We start from the raw sequence: 24,756 nt of genomic DNA on the forward strand, positions 1-24,756 counted from the left end.
GTTCCATTCCCCCGGAGACACCCCGATGCAGAACCTCGACGGCAAGAAGATCGCCATCCTCGCCACCGATGGCTTCGAACAGTCCGAACTCGAGCAGCCGCTCAAGGCGCTCAAGGAGGCAGGCGCACATGTCGACGTCATCTCGCCCGGCGATGCCAGCGCGATCAAGGGCTGGGACCAGAAGGACTGGGGCCGCAGCGTCGACGTCGACGTTGCCCTGTCCAAGGCCGATCCCGGCAGCTACGACGCCCTGGTGCTGCCAGGCGGCCAGATGAATCCGGATGTGCTGCGCGCAGACAAGGACGCCGTGGCATTCGTGCGGGCGTTCGGCGATGCCGGCAAGCCGGTCGCCGCGATCTGTCACGGGCCGTGGCTGCTGGTCGAAAGCGGCCTGGCGAAGGGCCGCAAGGTGACCTCGTGGCCTTCGGTGAAGACCGATCTGGTCAATGCGGGCGCACACTGGGAAGATTCGGAGGTCGTCGTCGACGGCAACCTGATCACCAGCCGCAAGCCGGATGACATTCCGGCGTTCAACGAAGCGATCGCGAAAGCGGTCGCAGGCTGACACCCTGAGGAGTTGAGACGATGACGATCGAACTGCAGATGCTGGGCTGGGCGATCGTCCTCGGTCTCGTCTACATCGGTGTCGCCGCCGCATTCGCAACCGCGCAACGCGGCGTGCGCTGGAACGCGGGCAATCGCGACAGCGCCGACACCCCGCCGCTGACGGGCGCCGCGGTGCGCACCGCGGCTGCGAGCCGCAACTTCCTCGAAACGTTTCCGCTGTTCGCTGCCGCAGTGCTCGCCGTCGTGTTCGCGGGTCGCGCGGATGCCGGCACTGCGCTCGGCGCGCAGGTCTACTTCTGGGCGCGCGTCGCTTATCTGCCGATCTACGCCATCGGTATTCCCTATCTGCGCAGCGTCGTGTGGGTGCTGTCGCTATGGGGCACGATCCAGATCATCAAACCGCTGTTCTGAGGTGCGCCGCAACATCGCGCTTGCCTGACTGCGCACATCCGACTCTCCACTTTCGTGACAGCTCCTGCCTGCACCGCGACACGTCGCGACCGGCGCTGAACGCGGATGCGTTGTCATCGAAATCCACTGTGCGATTCACGGGAAAGAGACGAATCGGGCCGTAGCCTGCGCGCTCCCTACCGGCAGTACCCTCGCATGAAGCACGACTCGGACCGCACCCTCGTGATCTCGCTCGGCCGCAACGGCCGCGCGTCGTATCCCGAACGTCCCTGGGAAGACATCGAGCCCGTGCTGCGTCGCATGTGGGAGTTCGATGGCCGGCTGCGTGCATGGCACGACGTGCGCGCGGAAGTGCAGGCCGCGTGGCGCGCCAGTGACGATCTCGTCCCGCCGCGCAATCGCCGTGCGCTCGAGCGCAGCCGCGCCGCCTGAATCTGTTGTCGCGCATGCGGGATGCGTGGCGGCCTTGAGCCGCGCCCGACGAGCCTCTTGTCGCAGCTCGCAGGCCCCGTCTTATCCTAGCGTGTCTTGCCTTGACGCCCGGCGGATTGCCACCCCGCTAGCCGCACCGCGCGCGTCGATTCTCCACGTGATCGGCACAGGCCCCACCTGAACAGGTTTCGCGAGGCAGCCCGCGCCCCGTCCGTCCCTGCGTCTGTCGCAACGCCGCGTGTTCAGCCCCGCGGCTCCCGCCCGGTCTCCACGTTCCGCCCCCACCTTCCGGCGCGCTGGCGGACAGCTTGATTCGTTCCGGATCAATACTTTGCGCAACGTGGCGGATCGCTTGGCCCGTCTTCACGGTAAATTTTTCCGTAACACCAGTTTTATTATTTTTTAACGGCGTATAGGATCGGCCGGTCAGTCCCGTCAGATGGGTTCCATCCAACCGGGAAGTTCTGGCACCAGGGGATTTACGAACGCATTCATTGTGGAGAGAGAGAGATGGCTTTGAAGACGACCAAATTGCGTGATGCGATCTCATTCGCACTCGTAGTCGGCGCCGCAGTCGGGGGCGTCGCGCACGCTCAGGGCGTGCCTGCCACCAGCAACACCACCGAGGGTGCCACGAACCTCGACCGCATCCAGGTGACCGGATCGCGCATCCGCCAGGTCGATACCGAAACCGCACAGCCGGTGCTGCTGATCGATCGCGCCGCGATCGAGCGCCAGGGCTTTCAGTCGGTCGCCGATATCCTTCAGAACATCTCCGCAGCAGGTGCACCGCCGATCAGCCGCGCCTCGCCGCTGTCGGCTGGTGAAGCCGCGGGCGGTACCTACATCAGCCTCCGCAACCTCGGCGCCGAGCGCACCCTGGTGCTGGTCAACGGCCGTCGCATGCCGATCACCACGAGCGGTCTGGCCGATATCTCGGCGATCCCGGCGGTCGCGGTCGAGCGCATCGAAGTCCTGAAGGATGGCGCATCGTCGATCTATGGCTCCGACGCGATCGGCGGCGTCGTCAACATCATCACCCGCACCAATTACGAAGGCGCATCAGCGTCCGCGTACTACGGCCAGTACGGCGAAGGCGACGGCGCGATCACCAAGGGTGACTTCGTCATGGGCTTCTCGAGCGACCGTGGTTCGGTCACCATCGCAGCCGAGTGGGGCAAGGAAGACGAGGTCGCGGCCAGCGATCGTCCGTACAGCGCGTTCCCGCGCTCGGATCTGCATCCGACCGATGCCTGGACGACGGTCGGACAGATCGGCGGGTTCCAGCCGCTTTACAGCCAGCGCGCGCTGTTTCCCCAGTTCACCTTCCCGGCTCCGACCGCGACCAACCCGAATCCCGCAGGCCCCCGCGTCGTGCTTCGCGATGGTGGCGACCCGCGCAATCCTGCCGATTACATCCTGCAGAACCAGAACATCGGCGGTTGCACCGCTGCCGGTTGTACGCCTGGATCCACGCTGCACAAGTCGAACACGAACGAGCAGACCGACCTCCGTACGCCCATCGAGCGCCGCGGCCTGTTCGTCGACACGAACTACGATCTGACCGACAGCATCCGTCTGCGCAGCAACTTCCTGTACAGCTATCGTGATTCGCAGCGCACGGTCGCCGGCTATCCGATGCAGGCGGCCTCGTTCGGGACTCCGATGTCCGCGCAGAGCTACTTCAACCCGGCCGGATCGACGATCAGCAACTGGTGGCGTCGTACGTGGGAAGTCCCGCGCGTCAGCCGCGCCGAGCAGACGACCTACCGCTTCGCGACTGCGCTCGAAGGCAGCTTCGAGGTCGGTGAGCGGTTCTTCGACTGGGACGCGGGCTATCAGTTCTCGAAGAGCAACTCCCTCCAGTCCTCGTACGGCAATCTCAATCTGACGCGCACCCGACTGGCTGTCGGTCCGTCCTACGTCAACGCACAGGGCCAGCTCGTGTGCGGAACACCGGCCACCGGCACCGCTGCGGCGACCGTGATCGCGGGCTGCGTGCCGTTCAACCCCTTCGTGCCGTTCGGCGTCGAAGGCCCCGGCGGTCTGACCAACAACAAGGCGTTGCAGGACTACCTGTTCCAGGAAGAGCACGCGACCGGCGAAACCAAGACCGAAGTCTTCAACGCCAATATCGCGGGCTCGGTGTTCACTTTGCCGGCGGGCGACCTCGGCTTTGCCGTCGGCGTCGAGTCGCGCAAGGAGAGCGGTACTTTCATACCGGACGCGCTTGCGGTGACGGGTGAATCCACCAACCTCGCGTCGGGTCCGACCGGTGGCAGCTACCGCGTCAACGAGGTCTATGCGGAACTCGAAGTGCCGGTGCTGGCTGACCTGCCGTTCGCGCAGGAACTGACGCTGAGCCTCGCCAGCCGTTATTCCGATTACGACACCTTCGGCGACACGACCAACAACAAGCTTGGCATCAAGTGGAAGCCGATCGACTCCCTGCTGCTGCGCGGCACGGTGGCCGACGGCTTCCGCGCGCCGACCATTGCCAATCTGTTCGGCGGCGGCTCGCAGACGTTCGCGTCGTTCACTGATCCGTGCGACACCAACTTCGGCAGCTCGACGCCGGGTTCGACGACCCGTGCCAACTGCGTTGCCGCGTTGGGCGCCCTCGCGAACAGCTACCGCCAGATCGGCCAGGGCTTCAATCCGGTCAACACCGCGAACTCGCAGACGCCGGTCGCCTTCACCCAGGGTTCGAATCCACTGCTGACGCCGGAAGTCTCGGCGTCGCAGACGATCGGCGCCGTGTGGAGCCCGACGTTCGTCGAAGGCCTGAACATTGCGCTCGACTGGTGGAAGATCCGCATCGCCGAAACGATCGTCCAGGACTCGCCGACCGCCATCCTCAACGACTGCTACATCAACGGCATCACCAGCCGCTGCTCGCCGCAGTTGTTCACCCGTGATGCCGCCCAGGGCTATGTCAACTTCATGCAGTACGGCAACCGCAACGCCGGTTTCCGCAAGGCGGAAGGTTTCGACTTCGACGTGTCCTATCGCTGGGGCACCGACTACGGCAACTTCGCGTTCACGTCCAACAGCACGTATACCGCCAAGGACTACTTCGTCAGCACGAACGATCCGCGTCTCGCGCTCTCGGGCGTCGGGTTCACCAGCCAGTTCCGCATCCGCTCCAATACCGGCGTGAGCTGGGATATGGGTGATTTCGGCGTGACCTGGGGCGCACGTTTCTACTCGTCGATGAAGGAAAACTGCACCTATGTGCTCTCCGGTTCAACCGAACCGAATCTCGAGTGCAACGAGATCGTCATCGCTCCGAACGGAAACCTGACGGGCACAACGAGCCAGATCTACCGCCGCAAGCGCACCGGCTCGGTGACGTTCAACGACGTGCAGATCCGCTACAACGCGCCGTGGGATGCCACGATCTCGATCGGCGCGAACAATGTGTTCGAAAAGGTTGGCCCGGTCATGTACACGCAGCCGAGCTCGAACACCTCGTACTACGGTGGCTTCGACATCGGTCGCTTCATGTACATGCGCTACACCCAGCGTTTCTGATCGACATGCTGTAACCGCGACATGAGCACGGCCCCGAAAGGGGCCGTGCTTTTTTATGGATATCCATCCAGTGAGCGCGATCGCCAGCCGAGGTGACGCCCGTGGGCATGACGGCTTTCCCTTGCAAGGCGCGCGCCCCCTACGAGCGCGTCTGCTCAAGGGCTCGCGCTGCGACCCCGGCTTTGACTCAGCGTGTCCGTGTGTCCAGCAGCGCACGCAGCTCCACCGCCGGCATCGGTCGGCCGAACAGCCAGCCCTGCGCATAGAGCGGATAGTCGATCGCACGCAGCCATTCCCGCTGTGCGTCGGTCTCAACGCCTTCGATCACGACCTGCAACCCAAGCGTGCGTGCAAGTTCGATGATCTGCGGGACCAGACTCACCTTGACCGCATCCGTCCCGATGGTGCGGGTAAACGAGCGATCGATCTTCAGCGCGTGCACATCCAGTTCGGCCAGATACGCGAGGCTGGAATAGCCGGTGCCGAAGTCGTCGATGTAGACGTGATGGCCGAGTTCGCGCAGGCGCTTCGTGCCCGAGACGGCGATGTCGCGGGCAGTCGTGGAGTGCTCGGTGAGTTCAATGCCGATGCGTTCGCGGGCGATGCCGGCGGCGTCCAGCGTGTGCGCCATGCCGGCGTGGAAGCGGCTGTTGTCGAGGTCGGCGGCAGAGATGTTGACGTTGATGCGGAACTCTCCGGGCGCGGTCAGCAGATCACCGAAGTCGCTGGCCACCCGACGCAGCACCAGTTGGGTGATGCGGCCGATGCTACCGTTCTCCTCCGCGATCGGAATGAAGCGCGCGGGCGGCACCATGCGGCCATCGTGATCGCGCCAGCGCACGAGGGCTTCGGCGCCGACCAGTGCCCCGTCGGAGATGCGCACGACAGGCTGGTACTCGACCTCGAGCGCGTCCTGCCTGATCGCACGCGCCAGCCGGCCCTCCACCGAATGCCGGCGCAGGTGCGCCAGCAGCAACGCCAACCCGACCGCGGCGCCCGCGCCCGCGCCGAGCACCGTGCATACCAGCAGCAGCGGCCACTGGCTGTCGGACAGCGCAGCCTTCGACAGCGTGCTGGCGACGCAGAGGTCGCGTTGCGGCGCGCACATCGGGTAGATCAGCATCCCGTCGCGATCGAGCGCACGCCCGGCGTGCAGCGCTGCCGCATCGAGTGGCATCGACGCACCGTAGACCGGCAGGTAACGCCCCTCGCCATCCGCGTAGCCCACGGTGAAACCGATGTCGGCTGCAGGCCGCAGGCGGAACGCGAGCGGATCCAGAATCACCCGCGTGTCGCCCATCGAAAGCACCGGCGCGCGGCTGCCGCTGGCAAGCAGTTGCAGTTCCGTCGTGGTGACCTGCAGGCCGTCGCGGGTCTCCAGTTGCGGCGGCTCCACCGCCGCGGGCACGCGCAGACGGAACAGGCTGGCGGTGCAGCGCAGCTGTCCGTCCTCCACGCGGCCGATGTCCTTGATGTAGTACGTGCGGTAGACCGCCTCGCGCATCTGCGCGAACTCGCGATCCGAACACCGCGCCTGCGGCTGCCGGTTGAAGGTGTCGATGACCAGACGGGACTCTACGTCCAGTTCAATGGCGCGCTCCAGGAGCATCGTGGCGTGACTGCCCAGATGCTCTTGCGCGATGTGCACCACCACCTTCCAGGACACGAATGCGGCCAGCAACGCACCTGCGAGTGCGCACCCGGCGATCGTCGCCATGCGGAGAATCCGCCGTCCTGTCGCCTGAGCGTCGTCCACCTCGCGTCCCCCGACTGGACCGCGTCCGGCGGCCATCCGCCGCAATATAGCGGGCGCGGGGGCGTCGTTCATCGCGCCGGATTGACATGCTTTCGCCAGCGGCCTGACGTGCGCACACGCAGGCAACAGTGCGCTTCGCCGTGAGACGGCTGCTGCGCGCGTCCGTGCGGCTGTCGAACGCACCCGCGATGTCGAATGATTGCGCGGTCACGATGCACGTCGGTACGCCAATGGACGGGCGGCGTGTCCCACATGCGCAACCGGCGATCCACCCGCGAATCGACTTCGATGACCGGGCCGGTCTGCCGGCCCCGGAACTCGAAAACGGGCAGTGCGATCCACGCGCCGATCACAATGCCATGCGTGTTCCGACGTTGACCGCAGGGCTTCCGGCGCGGCGAATGGCGAGCCGGCGCCCCGGGACAATCCTCTTTGCAGCACGGGCCGGCATTGCCGGCCCGTCCCGTGTCAGCGGCGATACACCGCTGCGTTGATGCAGGAGAAGATGCTGACCACGAACCAGCCGAACGGCAGCAGCGACACCGTGAGCAGCCAGGTGATCGCGAACGCGATGCACGCGGCGGCGAACCAGAGGATCGCCGAAAAAATCCGGCCCTGCACCAGCTGGCCCAGGCCGGGAATGAAGAAACTGCAGATCGCGGCGATGACGTTGCCAGCCGAACCCTGTGCGCTCATGGAGATGCTCCGAACAATCGATGTAGGCGACGATGGTCGCGCAGAAATCTGAATGCGGACGTGAAGGCGATCCGGTCGGGTGTGCAGATGCTGCAAGAGGGAAATGCATCCGCACCCGACGCAACAGCCATACGATTCACATCGCCGCGTGCAGGCCCGGCCACAGCACGGGGGCCAGCAGCATCCAGATCGCCATCGCGACCATCATCAGGTTCTCGGTCAGCGACACGAAGCCCAGCGGCACGTTGCTGCCGCCACCGACGCAGGCGCATTTGAGCGTGCGCTTCTCGATGTAGACGGCCTTGAACACCGACACCGCGCCGATGCCGCCGATCACCAGCGCCAGGGGCGCTGAGAACCACGTCAAGGCGCCGGCGAGCATCAGCACGCCGGCCAGCCCTTCGGCAAAGGGATACAGCGTGGCGTATGGCACCCAGCGCTTCGCCAGCAGGTCGTAGTTGAGGAACATGCTGGAGAAGGTCTGCACGTCCTGCAGTTTCAGCAGCGCCAGCACGCACATGCTCAGGGCGACGAACCACTCCGCTGCGCGCACGGTCAGTACGGACCCGTACACCGCGTACGACAGTGCGAGCGCCATCAACGCGGTCATCGCGAACAGCGCGGCGACCGGTCGATACGTCGTCGCCTTCGGATCGCGCACCTTCAGGCCGAGGAACCTGCGCAGATCGTCATGGCCGCCGATCCGCACGCCGTCGATGAACACCTGCGGCGTGGTCTTGACGTCGTGGGCGGCCTTGAACGCATCGGTGGCCTCGCGCGTGTCCAGCCAGTGGTCTTCGACTTCGTAGCCATGGCTGCGCAGCAGGTGCCGCGCCTTCAGGCCGAACGGACAGACATGGCCGGGCATCACCATGCGATGGAGCACCGCGCGCGGTCGGCTGGTGGACATCGTCATCGCAATCTCCTCGGGTGGACGCCTTGCCGGCATCGGATACCGTCCTGTATACCGGCCGTACCATGGTACGGAGTCAAGCGTGGACACAATGACCATCTCCGTATTGGCGGATGCGGGTGGTGTCGGGGTCGAGACCGTGCGCTTCTACCAGCGCCGCGGCCTGCTGGACACGCCGGCGCGCGGCGCGGGCATCCGTCGCTACGGCGCAGCTGATCTGCGCCGGCTGCGTTTCATCCGCAGCGCGCAGGCGGCCGGCTTCACGCTCGACGGCATCGCCGAGCTGCTGGCCCTCGATGCCACGCAGGACCGCAAACGCGTGCGCAGTCTGGCCACCGGACGCATCGCCGCGCTCGATGCGCGCATCGCCGAACTGCAGCAGGCCCGCGATGCGCTTGCCACCCTGGCACACCGATGCGGCCGCGGTGGTCGTGGCCCCTGCCCGATCCTGGGCGCGTTCGATACGCAGACGGGTGACGCCTAAGCGCCTCCGGGCGCAGGAACGGCTGAATACACGGCGGCCGCATGTCGAAACGCGCCGCCCTGCGGCGTCGTTCTCCAGGAAAACTGCAGCACGGTGCTGTAGTGCACCCGCGCATCCGCGCCCCGTCAGGAGTTCCGCCATGTCCTACATCGATGGTTTCGTCATCGCCGTGCCAACGGCCAACAAACAGAAGTTCGTCGACCACGCCATCAGCGGCGATGCATTCTTCATGGAGCTAGGCGCCACGCGCGTGCTCGAGTGCTGGGCCGACGATGTGCCCGACGGCACGCTCACCGATTTCCGCAAGGCGGTGCAGGCCAAGGACGACGAGACGGTGGTGTTCTCGTGGATCGAATGGCCGGACAAGGTGACGCGCGATGCCGCGTTCGCGAAGATGATGGACGGCAGCGATCCGCGCATGGATCCGCAGAAGAACCCGATGCCGTTCGACGGCAAACGGATGATCTATGGCGGGTTCGCGCCGGTGGTGGAGCTTGGAACGAGGGGCTGAGAGTGGTGGGCTTCCGATGTCGTCGCGGATGAGCGCCCACTTCAAAAAAAAGGGCGCGCCTGATGGCGCGCCCTTTCGTCATCGATCGCAGGCTCAGCCGACGCGGAACCTGTCCGTGTCGTCACGGCCGCTGTTCTCGCGGATATAGCTGCCGCCACCGCTGTAGCGGTCATGCGAGACATACGCATCCTGCACTGCCGCCTTCGCGCGGTCCCAGTCCAGCGGAGAATCGCCACGGCGGTTCGCCCAGTCGCTTTCCAGCTCGGCCGCCAGGCTGTCATCCCATGCACGGTCCGCATGGCGGGTACGCGCGTAGGCGCCGTAGCGGTAGGCCGGCTGGTAATGGGTGTAATCCGCGTCGGCTTCACGATACGGCGCGCGCTCGAAGGCATCGGCGTAGTACTTGTCACTGCGCTCGTACAGGTCGTAGGTACGGTCCGTACGGTCCCAGGCGTCCCGCACTGCGGGTCGCGCGTCGTCCCACGCCAGACGCGATTCGCCACGCGCCGATTCCCATTCCTTCTGCAACGATGCTTCCGACGCGCCCCAGTCGCGGGTGCGATCGGCTTCGCGCGCCTGCAGGCCGAAGCCGTAGGCCGGCGCGTAGTCGCGATCGTAATCGTGGTCTGCCTTGACGTAGTCGCGTTCACGATGCGCATCACGCCAGTATTCGGTCTCGCCCGTCGGATCGATGCGCTCGGCCACACCCTTGCCGACGGCCGCGCCTGCAATTACGCCAATGGCTGCACCAATCAAGGTGCCCACCGGACCGAACACGGTGCCCGCCGCAGCGCCTGCGGCAACGCCACCCGCAGTGCCACCAAGACCGACACCCACCGGATGTGCGCCGGGAGTCTTGCTGATGGGATCGCGATTGAGGTCGCGCCCACCGTCCTGGATTTCGTCTTTGTTGCTCATCTGGGGGAATCTCCGCTTCGTGGGTTTGAAGGCCCACCGTGCGTTGCGCCAGATGAAACCGCCGTCGCGAAACCCCTAATAGGCGGTGGAACCATTCAGACCCGCATTGCGTGGACGTCACTCGTCGGGATGCATGTCTCCGCCGTCCGGGGGATCCCTGCGCTGCAATCGCGGCACTGCGCCGACGACGACCAGGGCCATCACCGTCGTCACCAGCGCGATCATTTCCTGACCCATGCCCGCCGCCATGCCGATCGCCGCGGTCATCCAGACGCCAGCGGCTGTCGTGAGGCCCTCGACGCGCTCGCCCTTGTCGAGTTTCAGGATCGCACCGGCGCCGAGAAACCCGATGCCCGACACGACCCCCTGCATCACGCGCGTGACGTCGCTGCCCTCGATACCGCTGAGCAGCGGCGCAAGAACGAACAGTGCCGATCCGATCGACACTAGGATGTGCGTCTTCAATCCTGCCGCGCGACCTTTCTGCTCACGCTCCCAGCCGACCATGCCGCCGAGCACCGCCGCGACCAGCACGCGCACCACGATGGTCGTCGCGGTGTCCACATCCGGCAGTGCAAGTTCGCGCGTGACTGCGGCGCCGATCTGCTCCAGCACGCTCATTGCGGCATCGCCGCGAACTGGAGGATATGGGCACACCCGGTGGGCGGTTGCGGCATCGGAGACAGGCTCGGAATCGGGGCAATGGACGCTAACGTCCATCCGGTCGGCCCGCGGTGATGACAGTCAGATGACAGTTCCGCGCACATGCGCAACGGAGCGTCCCGCTTCCCCGCCCCCTGCCCCGCTTGAAAAGCGTCCCTGCGCCCAGCAGGTCAGGCGCTCACCGACTGGAACCTTCCCGATGCCCACCCTGTTCGATCCTCTCACCGCCGGCGCGCTGTCGCTCGCCAACCGCATCGTCATGGCGCCGCTGACCCGCAACCGCTCGCCCGACGCGATTCCGCAGCCGCGCACTGCGCTCTATTACGCGCAGCGCGCGACCGCAGGCCTGCTGGTCACGGAGGCGACCGCGATCTCCCACCAGGGTCAGGGTTATGCGGACGTGCCGGGGCTGTACGCGCCCGAGCAGATCGACGGCTGGCGTCGCGTCACCGATGCCGTGCATGCCGAGGGCGGCCGGATCGTCGTGCAGCTGTGGCACGTCGGCCGGATCTCGCACACCTCGCTGCAGCCCGACGGCCAGGCGCCGGTCGCGCCGTCGGCGATCACGGCCAAGAGCAAGACCTTCATCCATGACGCCGACGGCAATGGCACCTTCGTCGAGACGTCCACGCCGCGCGCGCTCGAGCTCGACGAACTGCCCGGCATCGTCGAGGACTACCGTCGCGCCGCGCGCGCCGCGATCGATGCCGGCTTCGATGGCGTTGAAGTCCACGCCGCGAACGGCTATCTGATCGACCAGTTCCTGCGCAGTGGCAGCAATACGCGAACGGATGCCTATGGCGGCAGCATCGAGAACCGTGTGCGCTTCCTCGGCGAGGTCATGCGCGCCGTGGTCGATGAGATCGGTGGCGATCGCACCGGCATCCGCATCTCGACGGTCACCCCTGCCAATGATGCGCACGACCCAGACCCGCAGCCGCTGTTCGCACATGTCGTCGAACTGCTGGCGCCGCTCGGTTTGGCGTTCGTGCACATCATCGAAGGCGCGACCGGTGGCGAGCGGGACTACACACAGGGCGACGCACCGTTCGACTACGCCGCGCTCAAGGCGACATACGCGAACGCCGGGGGCACCGGCGCCTGGATCGTCAACAACGATTACGACAAGGCCGAGGCGGAAGCAGCGGTCGCGTCCGGTCACGCCGATGCGGTGGCTTTCGGCCGGCCCTTCATCGCGAATCCGGATCTGGTGCGACGCCTGCGCGAAGACGCGCCGCTCAACACGCCTGATCAGGCGACGTTCTACGGCGGCGGCGACGCCGGCTATACGGACTATCCGACGCTCGACTGAGGTCGGCATGCGCGCCGCCGGTTATCGGCGGCGCGCTTCTTTCAGGGAACCGCTTACGGACGCGGGATCGGCGCGGTCTGGAATTCCTGACCGGTCACCGGATCGCGTGCACGGCCCGGCACCACCTCCTGCGCACCGGGCACGATGCGGCCCTGTGCGTCACGCACCTGCGTGGGCATGGCACGTGGCGTGACCGGCTGGCTTGCCGGGGTGGCCGGCTGGGGTCGCACCTGCGGCGCCGGCCCGGTCGACGGAATCGTCCCGGGTGGCTGACCGCGCTGCGAAGGCGTGGCCGGCACGGATGGCGTCGCAGGCATCGCAGCGGGCTGTGTCGCGGGACGTGCGGGCGTGGTCGGCTGCTGAAGCTGCTGTGCGAACGCCGGTACAGATGCAAGTGCAAGCAGCATCGGCACACCAAGCTTGAAGATGGGACGGGTCATGACGCCTCCGGGGCGTGAGTGAAGCCCGACCCTATGTCCCCGGTTATGCAGGTGCCATGAAGGGCCCGCGGTCATCGCCCGGAACCACGCCGGGCGATGCGCGTCGTTCAGTCGACGCAGATGGTCGAAGCGACGCCGTCGCGCACGCGCTGCTGGCAGCCGAAGGGGTTGGTGTCCACGCTGCACGCGCCGCCGACCTGTGCGCCGTCAGTCGTGCCTTCCGGAGCGATGCACTGGCCCTCGCATTGCTGGCTGTCGCTGCAGGCCTTGCCGGCATCGGTGGTCTGGCGCAGGCACTGCTTGACCGGCGCGCGGCCGAGCTGGGTCCATTCGCCACCGACGCGGTTGCAGTCTGCTTCGTGGGTGACGGTCGCCTTGTCGGGACCTGCATGGGTGGACGGCCGTTCGGCAGGCGCCGCACAGGCGACGAGGGTGGCGGCGAACAGCAGCGGGACGATGCGTTTGAACATGAAGACATCCGCGACAGGAGGGGTGCGCGAGTGTAGCGACGACTGCGTGAAGCGCCTGACCGCCAGCCGCAAGAGCCGGGCGTTGCGTCGGCAATAACGGGCGCGAACGGATGGCGTGATACACGCCGGCGCGGCCGGACTGGCGTGCATGTGCACTGCAGGCGGGCGGCGTGGGCGTGTTGAAACGGCAGCCGCCCGGCATCGACGGCACGATCGGCGCAGACCGCCTTCCGCCTGTACACGCTGTCCCACACGCACGCCCCTAAGATGCTCGCGCTCGACGATCACCCGCCTCCGCTCTCCGCCCTCTCGCCCGGGATCTTCCATGCTCAACGTGTTGCTGTTCATCGCCGGTCTCATCGCCCTGGTCAGCGGCGCTGAACTCCTCGTGCGCGGCGCCTCGCGCCTAGCGCTTTCGTTCGGCATCTCGCCGCTCGTCGTCGGGCTGACGATCGTCGCCTTCGGCACCAGCGCACCGGAGATGGCCGTCTCGGCCGGCGCGGTGCTCGGCGGGCAGACCGATCTCGCCGTCGGCAACGTGGTGGGCAGCAACATCTTCAACGTGCTGTTCGTGCTGGGCATCAGCGCGCTGATTGCGCCGCTGGTGGTGCATCGGCAGGTCATCCGCCAGGAGGTGCCGATCCTGATCGGTGGCTCGCTCCTGCTGGCGATCCTCAGCCTCGACGGCCGTCTGACGCTGTTCGACGGCGGACTGCTGCTGGGTCTGCTGATCGCCTACACCGTGTTCCTCATCGTGCAGTCGCGACGCGAGACCCTCGCCGAAGCCGCACACGCCGGTGACGGGGGCGCAGCGACGCCGAACGCATACGACACCGAGTTCCAGGCACCCCGCGCCGGCGCTTGGGATGCGCGGCTGCCCGTGCAACTGGTCCTGATCGTCGTCGGCCTGGGCCTGCTGGTGCTGGGATCGAACTGGCTGGTGACCGCGGCCGTCGCCTTCGCAACAGCGCTGGGTGTCAGCGATGTCGTGATCGGGCTGACCATCGTCGCCGCGGGCACGTCGATGCCCGAAGTCGCGACCTCGATCGCCGCCGCGATCAAGGGCGAGCGCGACATCGCCGTCGGCAATGCGATCGGCAGCAGCACGTTCAACATCCTCGGCTGTCTGGGCCTGTCGGGTCTGCTGGCCGGGAGCGCCGGGCTGGTGGTGCCGCCGGCGCTGCTTGCGTTCGATATCTGGGTCATGGTGGCCGTGGCGCTGGCCTGCCTGCCGATCTTCCTGTCCGGTCGCGAAATCGCACGCTGGGAAGGCGGCGTGTTCCTCGCCTACTACGTGGCTTACGTCAGCTACCTGATCCTCGCCGCGCAATCGCACGCCGCGCTGCCCGCATTCTCCAACGTGATGATGGGCTTTGTGGTGCCACTGACGGTGATCACGCTGGTGGTCGTGCTGATCCGGCGACCGGCGGACGCACGCACGCACTGAGGCTTGCGCCTGCACGGCATCCGGAGGCCGGGGCTCCCTCGCGATACGGGTGCGCGCAAGCGCGCCGGCGGATCCGTCCTCCGTCGTCGTCCGGATGCGGACATCGTCACCGCGCGTGCCAGGCGTTCCCGTGCCGCACGTGCCATCCGCATACCACATAGGCCTTCCGGCCTATTGACTACAGCTGTCGTCAGGTAGACGATTGCTGACACGTGTAGTCACAGAGCGATGCCATGCCGAAGAAGACGATCGGGGACCAGGAACTGGCCCTGCTGCAGTACCTCGATGAAGCCGGGCCCTCCACCGTCGGCGAAGTCGCCGCCGCGTTCGGCGAAACCCGCGGCCTGGCCCGCTCCACCGTGCTCACGATGATGGAGCGCCTGCGCGCGAAGGCCTATCTGCGCCGCAGCCAGGCCGGCGGCGGCGCCTACCGCTATGCGCCCACCACCGGCCAGGACGAGGTGGTGCGCAGCGCGGTCGGCAGTTTCGTCGAGAAGACGCTGCAGGGCTCGGTGTCCCCGTTCGTGGCCTGGATGTCGGAACGCAAGGAGGTCAGCGACGACGAACTCGCCGAACTCGAGGCGCTGGTCGCCAATCTGCAATCCAAGCGGAAGGAGCGTTGAGATGGCCCTCGAACTGATCAGCGACATCCTGCTGCCGCGCCTGCTGGCGACCGGCGTGCAGTCCACGGTTCTGGTCGCGGTGGTGTGGGCGCTGTGCCGGTTCGTGCCGCGCCTGTCCCCGGCGACGCGCTGCTGGTTGTGGTGGCTGGTCGCGCTGCAGCTGCTGGTCGGCCTGGCGTGGTCGAGCCCGATGGCACTTCCGGTGCTGCCCGCGGAGGCCGTGCAGCCTGCGGTGCAGATCGCGCAGGTCGCACCTGCCGCGGCCCGGGATGCCTCCATCGTATTCGCGCCCATGACGCCCCCGGCCGCATCGCCAGCATGGTCGTGGCCACTGGCGCTGGCCGTGGCATGGCTGCTGGGCCTCAGCGTGATGGTCACGCGCAGCCTGCGCGGCGGCCTCGCCACGCGCCGCCTGCTGCGCACGTCCGCGCCCTGCCGCGACCGCAGCCTGCTGCATGCGCTCGCCCTTGCCGCCGAGGCACACGGCCTGCGTGCACCGCCGCGTCTGCGCCTGTCCGACGCGATCGATTCGCCGCAGCTCGTCGGTCCGTGGCGTCCGGTGCTGCTGCTGCCTGCGCACCATGCGGACTCGATGCAGCCCGATGAACTCGACATGGCGCTGACCCACGAACTGGTGCATCTGCAGCGCCGGGACCTGTGGCTCGGCCTCATGCCGGCTCTCGCGCAACACCTGTTCTTCTTCCATCCCCTCGCCCATCTGGCCGCGCGCGAGTACGGCCTGAGCCGCGAAGCCGCCTGCGATGCCGCCGTGCTCGAAGGCAACCGTCACTGCGCACGCCAGTACGGGCAGCTGTTGCTGCGCCTCGGCGTCGCGCCACGTCCCTGCGCCGGGCTGGCCAGTGCCTCGCCCGACTTCACCCTGCTCAAGCGGAGACTCACCATGCTGCAGACCACTTCGTCCCTGCCGCGCGTCGTCGCGGTGCTGATGACCGTCGCGATCGGCGTCGTCGGCGTCATGCCGTATCGCCTGACCGCCGCGACGCCCGCCGTGGCGGTGGAACCACCGGCACCGGCCGCGCGTCCGGCAGCTCTACCGGCGCCGGTGCCGCCGCGCGCGTCGACGACAACTGCGACGGCCGCCACCTACAACGGCGTGCTGGCCGATCCGGCCGACATGCCCGAGCCACCCGCACCGCCAGCGCCGCCCGCGCCGGTCGCCCCGACCGCACCCGTCGCGCCGCCCGCGCCGCCGGAACCCCCGACCGGCGCCTTGCGCGGCACCTTCACCCTCGGTACGCAGCGCGGCGAGAACGCATTCGTGCTGATCGACGACGACCACAGCATCGCGGTCAGCGCCACGTCCGATCTGCGCGAAGCCCAGGCATTACGTCATGGCGATGCACCGGTGCTGTGGATGCGCCGCGGCGATGCGCGCTACGTGGTGCGCGACCGCGCCACGATCGAAGCGATCCGCAACGCGTACGCCGAAGTGACCGCGCTCGGCGCAGCGCAGGGCGAACTCGGCGCACGCCAGGGCACGCTCGGTGGGCAGCAGGGCACGCTGGGCGCACGCCAGGCGGAGATCGCGGTGCAGGCCGCGCAACGCGCACTCGCCGACGTCAACGTCCGCGCAACCGTCGATGCGAGCGTCAGTGCCGCGCTGGAAACCCAGCAGGCCGGCATGCAGGCGGAGATGCAGCGCCTTGCCACGCAGCAGGTGGCGCTCGCACGCGAGCAGACCGCGCTCGCGACGCGCCAGCAGACCGCCAGTGCGCGCGCCGAACGCGAAGCCCGTGCACTGATGGACGCGGCAATCCGCAACGGTCTGATCGAACGGCTCTGAGTCCTGAGGTCCGCGCGGCGCAGCCGATGGCGGCGCCGCAACCCGACACGCCCTGCACCATCGGCCTGACGCCACAGGCCGGTGGTGATCACGTGCGCGACTGCCTGCCTGCGGCGCAGCCACGACACATCTTCCCGGAGCAGCCCGTGCCCGCATTTCGCACGCCGCCAGACCTGAATCACGTGCGACGCCGACTGTGCGCAGGTCTCGCACTGGTGCCACTGGCCGTCGCGACAGAGCGCGCAACCGCAAGTCCGGGCGCGCAGACGGCCGGTGACTGGGGCATCGATCTCGCACACATGCGGCCCCGGATCTCGCCGGGCGACGACTTCTACACCTACGTCAACAAAGGGTGGCTGGAGACTGCACACCGTCCTGCCGGCTACACGCAATACAACGAATTGAACGCCATGTTCCTGCGCACGCAGGCGCGCATCAGCGCGATCATCGAAGACGCAGTGGCGCAGTCGCCGCGCAGCAGCAAACTCGCCGATCTCTACACCAGTTACGTGGACGTCGCGGCGATCGACCGCGCGGGGCTGCAGCCGATCCAGGCGGACCTGGACGCGATCATGGCGATCAATACTCCCGAGGGCGTCGCCGCGTGGATGGCGCATCCGATGTCGCACACCATCGTCGGTACCTACGTGTTCCGCGATGCCGGCGATACCCGGCGCAGCCTGCTGCATCTCGACCAGCAGGTCGCCAACGGCCGCGTCGTGGGCCTGCCGCGAGCGAGCCAGTACGTGCTGACCGACGCCACCAGCGCGACGCAACGCGCGGCCTACGTTGACTACATCGCGCAGACGCTGGCGCGCGCCGGCATCGAGAACGGCGCCGCCCGCGGCGCGGCTGTGCTCGCACTGGAGACGCGTCTCTCCGCGGTGCAGTGGAACGCCGAATTGCTGCGGGACCGCAGACGCAACTACCACCCGATGCCGGTGTCGGAACTCGATGCCTATGCGCCCGGCTTCCCGTGGTCCTCGTATCTCGCAGCGACCGGCCATCCGCCCGTCGAGACCATCGTGCTCAACACGGACACGGCGATCCGCGATTGCGCAGCGATCTTCGCCGGGACGCCGGTGGACACATGGCGCGCGTATCTCGCCTTCCACTGGATCCACAACCACGCGCACCTGCTGCCGACGGCCTATCAGGACGCGAGCTTCCAGTTCTACGGCACGACGCTGGCCGGCCAGACCACCCGGCGATCGCGCGCGGACCGCGGCATCCAGTTCGTCAGCCAGAATCTTCCGGAACTGGTGGGGGCGCGATACGTCGCACAGTTCTTCCGGCCTGAAAGCCGCGCCGCGATCGACGCGATGTCGCCCTTCATGAAACAGGCCTTCCGCACGCGTATCGAGACTACGGACTGGCTGGACGCCGACACGCGCGCGACCGCACTGGCGAAGATCGACGCGATGGGACTTCGGCTCGGCTATCCGGATGATCTGCGCGATTACGCCGACGTCGACATTTCGCCAGTCGATCCCATCGGCAACCTCCATCGCCTGCTCGCCGCCAGGGTTGCGCTGGAGTCGCGGCATCTCGTGGATCCCGCGCTGCCATACCGCTGGCATCTGCCGCCGCAGTCGGTGGATGGCAGTTTCAGTCCGCAACTCAATGTAGTGACGTTTCCGGCCGGCCTGCTGCAGGCGCCCGCATTCGATGCGACGGCCGACGCCGCGGTGAACTTCGGCGCGATCGGCGCCGTGCTCGGCCATGAGATGGCGCACGGTTTCGACGATCAGGGCTCGCGCTTCGACGACCAGGGCACTCTGCGCGACTGGTGGACGCCCGCGACACGCGCCGCGTTCGATGCGCGCACCGCGGTGCTCGTCGCGCAGTTCGACGCGTATGAACCGCTGCCCGGCGCGCATCTCGATGGACGCCGCAGTCTCGGCGAGAACCTGTCGGATCTGGTCGGCGTGACCATCGCGCTCGATGCCTATCGTCTTTACGCCACAGCGCACGGCATCGACATCCGCGCAACGCGCGACGGCTTCACTGGCGAGCAGCGCTTCTTTCTCGGATGGGCGCAGCTGTGGCGCTGTCTCGACAGCGAGGCCGCGCTGAAATCCGACATCGAGCAGGGCTACCACTCGCCCGCGCGCTACCGGGTCAACGGTGTCGTGCGGAATCTGCAGGCCTGGTACGACGCGTTCGACGTGCGCGAAGGCAACGCCCTGTTCGCCGCGCCATCGGCGCGCGTGTCGATCTGGTGAACCGTTACCGCCTCAGCGATCCGGCCAGTGCCAGGCCGGCGCGTCCAGCATCCCCTGCCCGTCGATCGTCGTCTGGCTGTCGCGTTTGACCAGCTGGACCGGATTGCAGTCCGGGCTCTGTTCCAGCGCCGCGATCAGCCGTGTCGCGTGCGAGACCACCCAGACCTGGGTGCGTTGCGAGGCGCCGGCGATCAGCCGCGCCAGTGCCGGCAGCAGATCGGGATGCAGGCTGGTCTCGGGCTCGTTGAGCACCATCAGCGGCGGCGGGCGCGGGGTGTGCAGCGCGGCGATCCACAGCAGATAGCGCAGCGTGCCGTCCGACAGCTCGGCGGCCGACAGCGGCCGCAGCAATCCGTGCTGGCGGAACTGCAGCGAGAAGCGCCCGCCTTCCACCAGTACCTCGACGCGCGCGCCGGGGAACGCATCGGCGACTGCGGCATCCAGCGCGTCGACATCGCCGACCTCGCGGATCGTCGCCCAGGCGGCGGCGAGATCATGACCGTCGTGACTGAGCACCGGCGTGCGCGTGCCGAGTTGCGGCAGCCGCGCCGGCGCATCGGCATCGGCGCGGAAGTGATCGTAGAAGCGCCAGCCGCGGATCGTCTCGCGCAGCTGCAACACTTCCGGTGCATTGCGCGGATCGGCGATCTGGCCGAACAGACTCTCGAACGGATTCAGATGCTCTCCGGCCACGCGCCATTGGCGACCATCGCGCACGCGCACCAGTGCGCCGCGGCGATCGACCAGCGTGTTGCCCTGACGCAGGAACGGCCCGCCCCAGATCACCTCGCGCTTGATCTCGGGATCCTGCGCGAACAGCGATTGCGAGGGCACCGGCAGCCCGAGATCGATCGCATAGCCGAAGTCATCGCCGGCGAAGCCCAGCTTCAGCGACACCGGCTGCTGACGCGGCCCGCCTTCGATCGGCACCTCGCCGCGGCGCATGCGCGCACTGGGTGTTTCCGGCCCGGCCCACAACGTGGACCGCAGACCGCCCTCGCGCGCCAGCGCCGACACCACGCCGCCCTGCGCGGTGTCGGCGAGCAGGCGCAGCGCGCGATACAGGCTGGACTTGCCGCTGCCGTTGGCGCCGGTGACGAGGTTCAAGCGCCCCATCGGTACGACCAGCGTGTGCAGCGAACGGTAGTGGGCGATGGCGAGCGTGGTGAGCATGGCCGCGGCAGCGCAGGACGGGACGCGTGTTCTATCAGCGCGCGGTCGCAGGCCCTGCGATCTGCAGACGCACGCGCGCCAGGAGGCCGTTCGACGTCATGTACAGCGTGCGCCCGTCATCACCGAACGCGACGTTGGCGACCGGGCCGCCGGTCTCGATCCGTCCCAGGCGCGTGCCGTCCGCTGCGAACACCAGCACACCGCCCGGCCCGGTCGCGAACAGGGTGCCGTCGGCGGCGACGGCCATGCCGTCGGGCAGGCCCGGCGCGTCGTCGCCGACCAGATCACCGGCATCGGCGAACACTCGGCGTGAGGTCACCGCGCCTTCGGCATCGAGGGCATAGGCCATCCAGATCGCACGTTGTGGATCGGAATTGGCGACATACAACGTGCGTTCGTCGGGCGACAGTGCGATGCCGTTGGGGCGCGTGAGGCCGTCGTCGAGCAGGTGCACGCGGCCGTCGGGATCGAGCCGGTAGACGCCGTTGAACGGCAATTCCTTGACCGGCGAGTCGTCGAGATCCTTGAGCCCGTAAGGCGGATCGGTGAAGAAGATCGCGCCGTCGCTGCGGCGTACGACATCGTTGGGACTGTTGAAGCGGCGCCCATCGAAGTCGCGCGCCAATGTCGTCTTGCCCTGCGTCGCCAGGTCCAGGCGCTCGACGCTGCGGCTGCCGGAATCGGCCATCAGCACAGTCCCGTCAGGCTCGACGAACAATCCGTTGGCACCTGCTTCGCGCAAGGCCTCGGTATCGCTGCCGGCATAGCCTGACGGCTCGAGGAACACCGACAGGCCGTCGGCTTCGGACCATCGATGGATCCGGTTCTCCGGCACGTCGGTGAACAGCAGATACCCGCCGTCCGCGATCCATGCCGGACCTTCGGCCCAGGTAAAGCCCTCGGCCAGGCGCTCGACGCGCGCATCCGGCGCGACAACCGTATCGAATGCCGCCGCGTACGCGGTCAATCCGCCGATCGCGGGACGCTCATTGCTCGACATCGAACCGCCGCTCGCGCAGCCGCCCAGCAGGGCGGCGCACAACAGGCTGGAGAAGGGACGGAAGGGCTGCATCGGCGGGCCTCGTACGGAGTCGGGCCACACAGCCTGCCACGCCTGGCGCCAGGAGTTCGCGCACGTTCGCTCGGGTCAGAGGCGCAATACCGACTGCATCGCCCGCGCGATCCAGCCGCTGAACTGCATCGGCGCGTCGGATGCGGCCACGCAGATGCACGGCACGCCATGGCTCGTGACCGGTTGATGCTCTGTCTCGTGGTCGAGATCGGCGACATCGCCTGGGCCGAAATGGCCGAGTACATCGTCGTAGGCGCCGCGCAGGATCAGGGTCAGCTCGTTGTTGCCGTGGCTGTGCATCGGCATGCGCTTGCCCGACGCGGTGCGCAACATCAGCAGCTGCGCGCCGAGCGCCGTGTCCTGCGCGCGCAACAGATGGATGCCCGGACCGACCGCACGCCAGCGCAGCGTGGAATAACGATCGCCGAACCAGGGCCTCAACGGCGTGGGCAGCAGATCGGGATCGGCATGCACCGGCGCCGCAGACATACGGGATGGCGGCACGACGGCCTCGCCTTCCAGCCGCGCGCGGAACGTATCGCGCGCCGAGGCAGACAGCGGTGCGCCCTCCTGCTGCTCGATCAAACGCGCGCCGATCGCGTCCGCCGCGGCCAGCTGCCCGCGACAGGTCGCGCACAGTTCCAGGTGACTGGCGACGACGGCCGCGAAGGCCACCGGCAATGCACCGGCCGAGTAGCCGATGAGCGTGGCGTGGTCGAGATGGCGCGACGGCACGTTCATGCCTCGCCTCCCAGCCCGCGACGGAGTTTGGCGAACGCGCGCCGCAACGTGGATTTCACCGAGCCCAGCGGCATGCCGAGCTCGTTCGAGATCTCCGAGTGGCTCTTGGATTCGAGATAGGACATGCGGATCAGGCGTGCCTGACCCGCAGGCAGCGCGTCGATCGCGCGTCCCAGCCCGACGTGATCGGCGAACGCTTCCGGCCCGCTCGCGCCGACCTCGCCGTCGTCGTCCTGCAGCAGGTCGATGTCGTCGGGCCAGGCGGTCGCGGACGCGCCGCGACGCAGCGAATCGATATGCAGATTGCGCGCGATGCGGAACAGCCAGGTGCCGAGGCTGGCACGGCTCGCGTCGAACGAGCGCGCCCGCCGCCACAACCGCAGCATCGCTTCCTGCACCAGATCCTCGGCCTGCGCCGGTCCGACACCCTGCCCCAGCAGATAGCGCTTCAGGCGCGGCGCGAAATGGTCGTAGATCCGCATGAAACAGTCGACATCGGCGCTCGCGGCGACGCGCGTCATCTGCTCGGACCAGAACACCGCGTCTGACGTCGGATCGGCAAGAGGCTTGGACATGCGCACTGCCCCGTGCAGGGGCGTGACCTTGGTGACGGCGATGACGGGTAGATTGGGCATGGCGCCGTGTGCGAGGTGTGCAGGCGGGAACAGGAAGTCATACGCCCCAGGGGTGCGATTGGATGCTCCTGCGTCCGCTCCACCGGCCACGGCGGCGCGGCACCGGCGATTGTGCCCGATCCGCACGGGCAGCTCGCATGTGCGCGGCTGCAGTACAGCCATCGGCAGGCCCTGTCCGGCCGCGCCACGGCCCCGCCGCGCGTCCCCCAATGCGGTCTCGCTCAAAGCGTCCGGATGCCGTGACGCCGGCTGTCTCCCGATACCGATATTCCCGCCGGACCGGTCTCGATCCAGCCCGGCCCGGTGCACACGTGCCAGACCGCCCGCGCCCTGACAGCGCTGCGCGAGCCGGACGTGCGGATGAGCGCCTGACCGGCATACCCGACCTGACAGTCACCCGCGCCGACATATGGCGCGCTTGGCTTCCGGAACCTCGTAATCAGCCGCGCCCGGCGATCCGCTCGCGCATATGCGCTTCGTCGTCGAGCCAGTTCTGGTCCTTGTTCTTCAGGAAGAAGACGTAGACCACCAGCGAGACCGCGATGATGGCGGTGGCGTACACGGCGAACGTGACCACCTGGTCGGACTTCAGCGCCGCCTGGTACAGCAGCGGCGCGGTACCGCCGAAGGCCGAGTTCGCCAGCGCGTAGCCCAGGCCCACGCCCAGCGCACGGATGTGCGTGGGGAACAGTTCCGCCTTCACCACCGCGTTGATCGATGTGTAGCCGGTGAGGATGATGAAACCGATGCCCAGGATGACGAAGGCCGACAGCGCGCTGGTCTGCTGCGGCAGCGCCGTCACCAGATACCAGGTGTAGAGCACGCCGCCGATGCCGAAGAACACCAGCAGGCTCTTGCGGCCCACGCTGTCCGACAGCCAGCCGCCGAGCGGCTGCAGCACCATCAGGAACGTCAGCAGGCCGAGGTTGATCAGCGTGCCCACCATGACGTCGTCTCCGGCGAACGCGGTCTGGATCATCTTCGGACCGTTGACCGAATACGTGTAGAACGCGACCGTGCCGCCGGCAGTGATCAGGAAACACAGCAGCAGCGGACGCCACTGGTTGACGAACAGCTCACGGATCGAGCCCGACGCCTGCGCGCCGCCGGTCTTGGCGGCCTGGATCGAATCCGACTCCAGCGATTCGTCCATCGTGCGACGCAGCCAGAACACCACGATCGCCGCGAGGCCGCCGATGCCGAACGCCACGCGCCAGCCCCACTGGGAAATCTGCGCGGTGTCAAGCATCAGCAGCATCGCCAGCAGCGTCGCCTGCGCCAGCACGTGGCCGCCGACCAGGGTCACGTAGTGGAACGAGGACAGGAAACCGCGCCGCCCGGGAATCGCCGCCTCCGACATGTAGGTCGCACTGGCGCCGTACTCGCCGCCGGTCGCGAAGCCCTGGATCAGGCGCGCGATCAGCAGCAGCACTGCCGCCCAGATGCCGATCTGCTCGGCGGTCGGGCTGATTGCGATCAGGAACGAACAGCCGGCCATCACCGACACGGACACCGTCAGCGCCAGGCGCCGGCCGTAGCGGTCGGCGAAGCGGCCGAAGTACCACGCGCCGATCGGGCGCATCAGGAAGGTCGCCGCGAAGATCGCCCACACGTACAGCGTGGAGTTCTTGTCGTCGGGCGAGAAGAACTGCGACTCGAAGTACACCGCGAACACCGAGTAGACGTAGACGTCGAACCACTCGACCAGGTTGCCGGCCGAACCCTTGAGCGTGTTCGACACGGACCGGCGCAGGCTGGCCGGTCGGGCCGCGCTGGGCGCGGCGGGTGAAACGGCGGAGCTCGAAGCGGTCATCGTCGGGAGCCTGCGTGGGGGCAAGGAGCGCGAGTATAGGCACCGGAACAGGCGTGATCGCCGTCGATAGCGAAGAGGTATTAGACGGTCGCCGCGCGTGTTGCGCGGCCGGTTGC

The 24,756-nt window shown here is 67.5% G+C and carries 23 protein-coding genes; 11 read left to right on the forward strand and 12 right to left on the reverse strand.

Annotated elements, in window-relative coordinates; translation table 11 throughout:
- The first annotated feature begins 25 nt into the window (after window positions 1–25).
- The 4 genes from AC3IRM_RS12090 to AC3IRM_RS12105 all read left to right on the forward strand — a co-directional run bounded on the left by AC3IRM_RS12090 (window position 26) and on the right by AC3IRM_RS12105 (window position 4,944).
- Window positions 26–565, forward strand: a complete 540-nt coding sequence (locus AC3IRM_RS12090; protein WP_489203385.1) for a type 1 glutamine amidotransferase domain-containing protein — start codon at window positions 26–28, stop codon at window positions 563–565.
- A gap of 20 nt (window positions 566–585) precedes the next feature.
- Complete coding sequence (locus tag AC3IRM_RS12095; RefSeq protein ID WP_489203386.1) at window positions 586–978, forward strand: MAPEG family protein; 393 nt, start codon at window positions 586–588, stop codon at window positions 976–978.
- Window positions 979–1,173: 195 nt separating this feature from the next.
- Window positions 1,174–1,410 carry a hypothetical protein gene (locus AC3IRM_RS12100; RefSeq protein ID WP_489203387.1) on the forward strand — a complete coding sequence of 79 codons (237 nt, stop codon included), beginning with the start codon at window positions 1,174–1,176 and terminating at the stop codon, window positions 1,408–1,410.
- Between the two features lie 510 nt (window positions 1,411–1,920).
- Window positions 1,921–4,944, forward strand: a complete 3,024-nt coding sequence (locus tag AC3IRM_RS12105; RefSeq protein ID WP_489203388.1) for a TonB-dependent receptor plug domain-containing protein — start codon at window positions 1,921–1,923, stop codon at window positions 4,942–4,944.
- Between the two features lie 187 nt (window positions 4,945–5,131).
- Here AC3IRM_RS12105 and AC3IRM_RS12110 read toward each other — a convergent pair whose 3' ends face one another.
- The 3 genes from AC3IRM_RS12110 to AC3IRM_RS12120 form a co-directional block, all read right to left on the reverse strand.
- Window positions 5,132–6,772: an EAL domain-containing protein gene (locus AC3IRM_RS12110; protein WP_489203389.1), complete on the reverse strand. Its 1,641-nt coding sequence runs from the start codon at window positions 6,770–6,772 to the stop codon at window positions 5,132–5,134.
- Window positions 6,773–7,168: 396 nt separating this feature from the next.
- Window positions 7,169–7,396, reverse strand: coding sequence for a hypothetical protein (locus AC3IRM_RS12115; protein ID WP_489203390.1), 228 nt, complete (start codon window positions 7,394–7,396; stop codon window positions 7,169–7,171).
- A gap of 136 nt (window positions 7,397–7,532) precedes the next feature.
- Window positions 7,533–8,312: a MauE/DoxX family redox-associated membrane protein gene (locus AC3IRM_RS12120; RefSeq protein WP_489203391.1), complete on the reverse strand. Its 780-nt coding sequence runs from the start codon at window positions 8,310–8,312 to the stop codon at window positions 7,533–7,535.
- An 88-nt stretch (window positions 8,313–8,400) separates the two neighbouring features.
- Between AC3IRM_RS12120 and AC3IRM_RS12125 the strand changes: the two genes are divergently transcribed.
- Window positions 8,401–8,793 carry a MerR family transcriptional regulator gene (locus tag AC3IRM_RS12125; RefSeq protein WP_489205917.1) on the forward strand — a complete coding sequence of 131 codons (393 nt, stop codon included), beginning with the start codon at window positions 8,401–8,403 and terminating at the stop codon, window positions 8,791–8,793.
- Window positions 8,794–8,932: 139 nt separating this feature from the next.
- Entirely contained in the window at window positions 8,933–9,304 is a 372-nt protein-coding gene (locus AC3IRM_RS12130) for a DUF1428 domain-containing protein (protein ID WP_489203392.1), read from the forward strand.
- Between the two features lie 93 nt (window positions 9,305–9,397).
- On the opposite strand, the gene AC3IRM_RS12135 is transcribed toward AC3IRM_RS12130, so the two are convergent.
- Window positions 9,398–10,222: a hypothetical protein gene (locus AC3IRM_RS12135; protein WP_489203393.1), complete on the reverse strand. Its 825-nt coding sequence runs from the start codon at window positions 10,220–10,222 to the stop codon at window positions 9,398–9,400.
- Window positions 10,223–10,339: 117 nt separating this feature from the next.
- Window positions 10,340–10,942 (reverse strand): MgtC/SapB family protein, encoded by a 603-nt coding sequence (locus AC3IRM_RS12140; RefSeq protein WP_489203394.1) that lies wholly within the window; start codon window positions 10,940–10,942, stop codon window positions 10,340–10,342.
- 142 nt (window positions 10,943–11,084) lie between these two features.
- Between AC3IRM_RS12140 and AC3IRM_RS12145 the strand changes: the two genes are divergently transcribed.
- Window positions 11,085–12,197: an alkene reductase gene (locus tag AC3IRM_RS12145; RefSeq protein ID WP_489203395.1), complete on the forward strand. Its 1,113-nt coding sequence runs from the start codon at window positions 11,085–11,087 to the stop codon at window positions 12,195–12,197.
- A gap of 53 nt (window positions 12,198–12,250) precedes the next feature.
- Here the strand turns inward: AC3IRM_RS12145 and AC3IRM_RS12150 are convergent, their stop codons facing one another.
- Both AC3IRM_RS12150 and AC3IRM_RS12155 read right to left on the reverse strand, forming a co-directional pair.
- Window positions 12,251–12,637 carry a hypothetical protein gene (locus AC3IRM_RS12150; protein ID WP_489203396.1) on the reverse strand — a complete coding sequence of 129 codons (387 nt, stop codon included), beginning with the start codon at window positions 12,635–12,637 and terminating at the stop codon, window positions 12,251–12,253.
- Between the two features lie 107 nt (window positions 12,638–12,744).
- Entirely contained in the window at window positions 12,745–13,107 is a 363-nt protein-coding gene (locus AC3IRM_RS12155; protein WP_489203397.1) for a hypothetical protein, read from the reverse strand.
- A gap of 325 nt (window positions 13,108–13,432) precedes the next feature.
- Between AC3IRM_RS12155 and AC3IRM_RS12160 the strand changes: the two genes are divergently transcribed.
- From AC3IRM_RS12160 to AC3IRM_RS12175, 4 genes are all read left to right on the forward strand, one after another.
- Window positions 13,433–14,554, forward strand: coding sequence for a calcium/sodium antiporter (locus AC3IRM_RS12160; RefSeq protein WP_489203398.1), 1,122 nt, complete (start codon window positions 13,433–13,435; stop codon window positions 14,552–14,554).
- Between the two features lie 233 nt (window positions 14,555–14,787).
- Entirely contained in the window at window positions 14,788–15,177 is a 390-nt protein-coding gene (locus AC3IRM_RS12165) for a BlaI/MecI/CopY family transcriptional regulator (RefSeq protein WP_489203399.1), read from the forward strand.
- Window position 15,178: 1 nt separating this feature from the next.
- Window positions 15,179–16,981, forward strand: coding sequence for a M56 family metallopeptidase (locus AC3IRM_RS12170; protein ID WP_489203400.1), 1,803 nt, complete (start codon window positions 15,179–15,181; stop codon window positions 16,979–16,981).
- A 26-nt stretch (window positions 16,982–17,007) separates the two neighbouring features.
- Window positions 17,008–19,206 (forward strand): M13 family metallopeptidase, encoded by a 2,199-nt coding sequence (locus tag AC3IRM_RS12175; RefSeq protein ID WP_489203401.1) that lies wholly within the window; start codon window positions 17,008–17,010, stop codon window positions 19,204–19,206.
- A 12-nt stretch (window positions 19,207–19,218) separates the two neighbouring features.
- Here the strand turns inward: AC3IRM_RS12175 and AC3IRM_RS12180 are convergent, their stop codons facing one another.
- The 5 genes from AC3IRM_RS12180 to AC3IRM_RS12200 form a co-directional block, all read right to left on the reverse strand.
- Window positions 19,219–20,379 carry an AAA family ATPase gene (locus tag AC3IRM_RS12180; RefSeq protein WP_489203402.1) on the reverse strand — a complete coding sequence of 387 codons (1,161 nt, stop codon included), beginning with the start codon at window positions 20,377–20,379 and terminating at the stop codon, window positions 19,219–19,221.
- Window positions 20,380–20,413: 34 nt separating this feature from the next.
- Entirely contained in the window at window positions 20,414–21,451 is a 1,038-nt protein-coding gene (locus AC3IRM_RS12185; RefSeq protein WP_489203403.1) for an SMP-30/gluconolactonase/LRE family protein, read from the reverse strand.
- 75 nt (window positions 21,452–21,526) lie between these two features.
- On the reverse strand, window positions 21,527–22,192 hold the full coding sequence (locus AC3IRM_RS12190; protein WP_489203404.1) for a ChrR family anti-sigma-E factor: 666 nt from the start codon (window positions 22,190–22,192) through the stop codon (window positions 21,527–21,529).
- Window positions 22,189–22,827 carry a sigma-70 family RNA polymerase sigma factor gene (locus AC3IRM_RS12195; RefSeq protein ID WP_489203405.1) on the reverse strand — a complete coding sequence of 213 codons (639 nt, stop codon included), beginning with the start codon at window positions 22,825–22,827 and terminating at the stop codon, window positions 22,189–22,191. Before AC3IRM_RS12195 ends, AC3IRM_RS12190 begins: the two co-directional genes overlap by 4 nt.
- 439 nt (window positions 22,828–23,266) lie before the next feature.
- Window positions 23,267–24,640, reverse strand: a complete 1,374-nt coding sequence (locus tag AC3IRM_RS12200; RefSeq protein ID WP_489203406.1) for an MFS transporter — start codon at window positions 24,638–24,640, stop codon at window positions 23,267–23,269.
- Window positions 24,641–24,756 lie beyond the last annotated feature (116 nt).

The sequence above is a fragment of the Luteimonas sp. KH_071 genome, assembly GCF_057838005.1.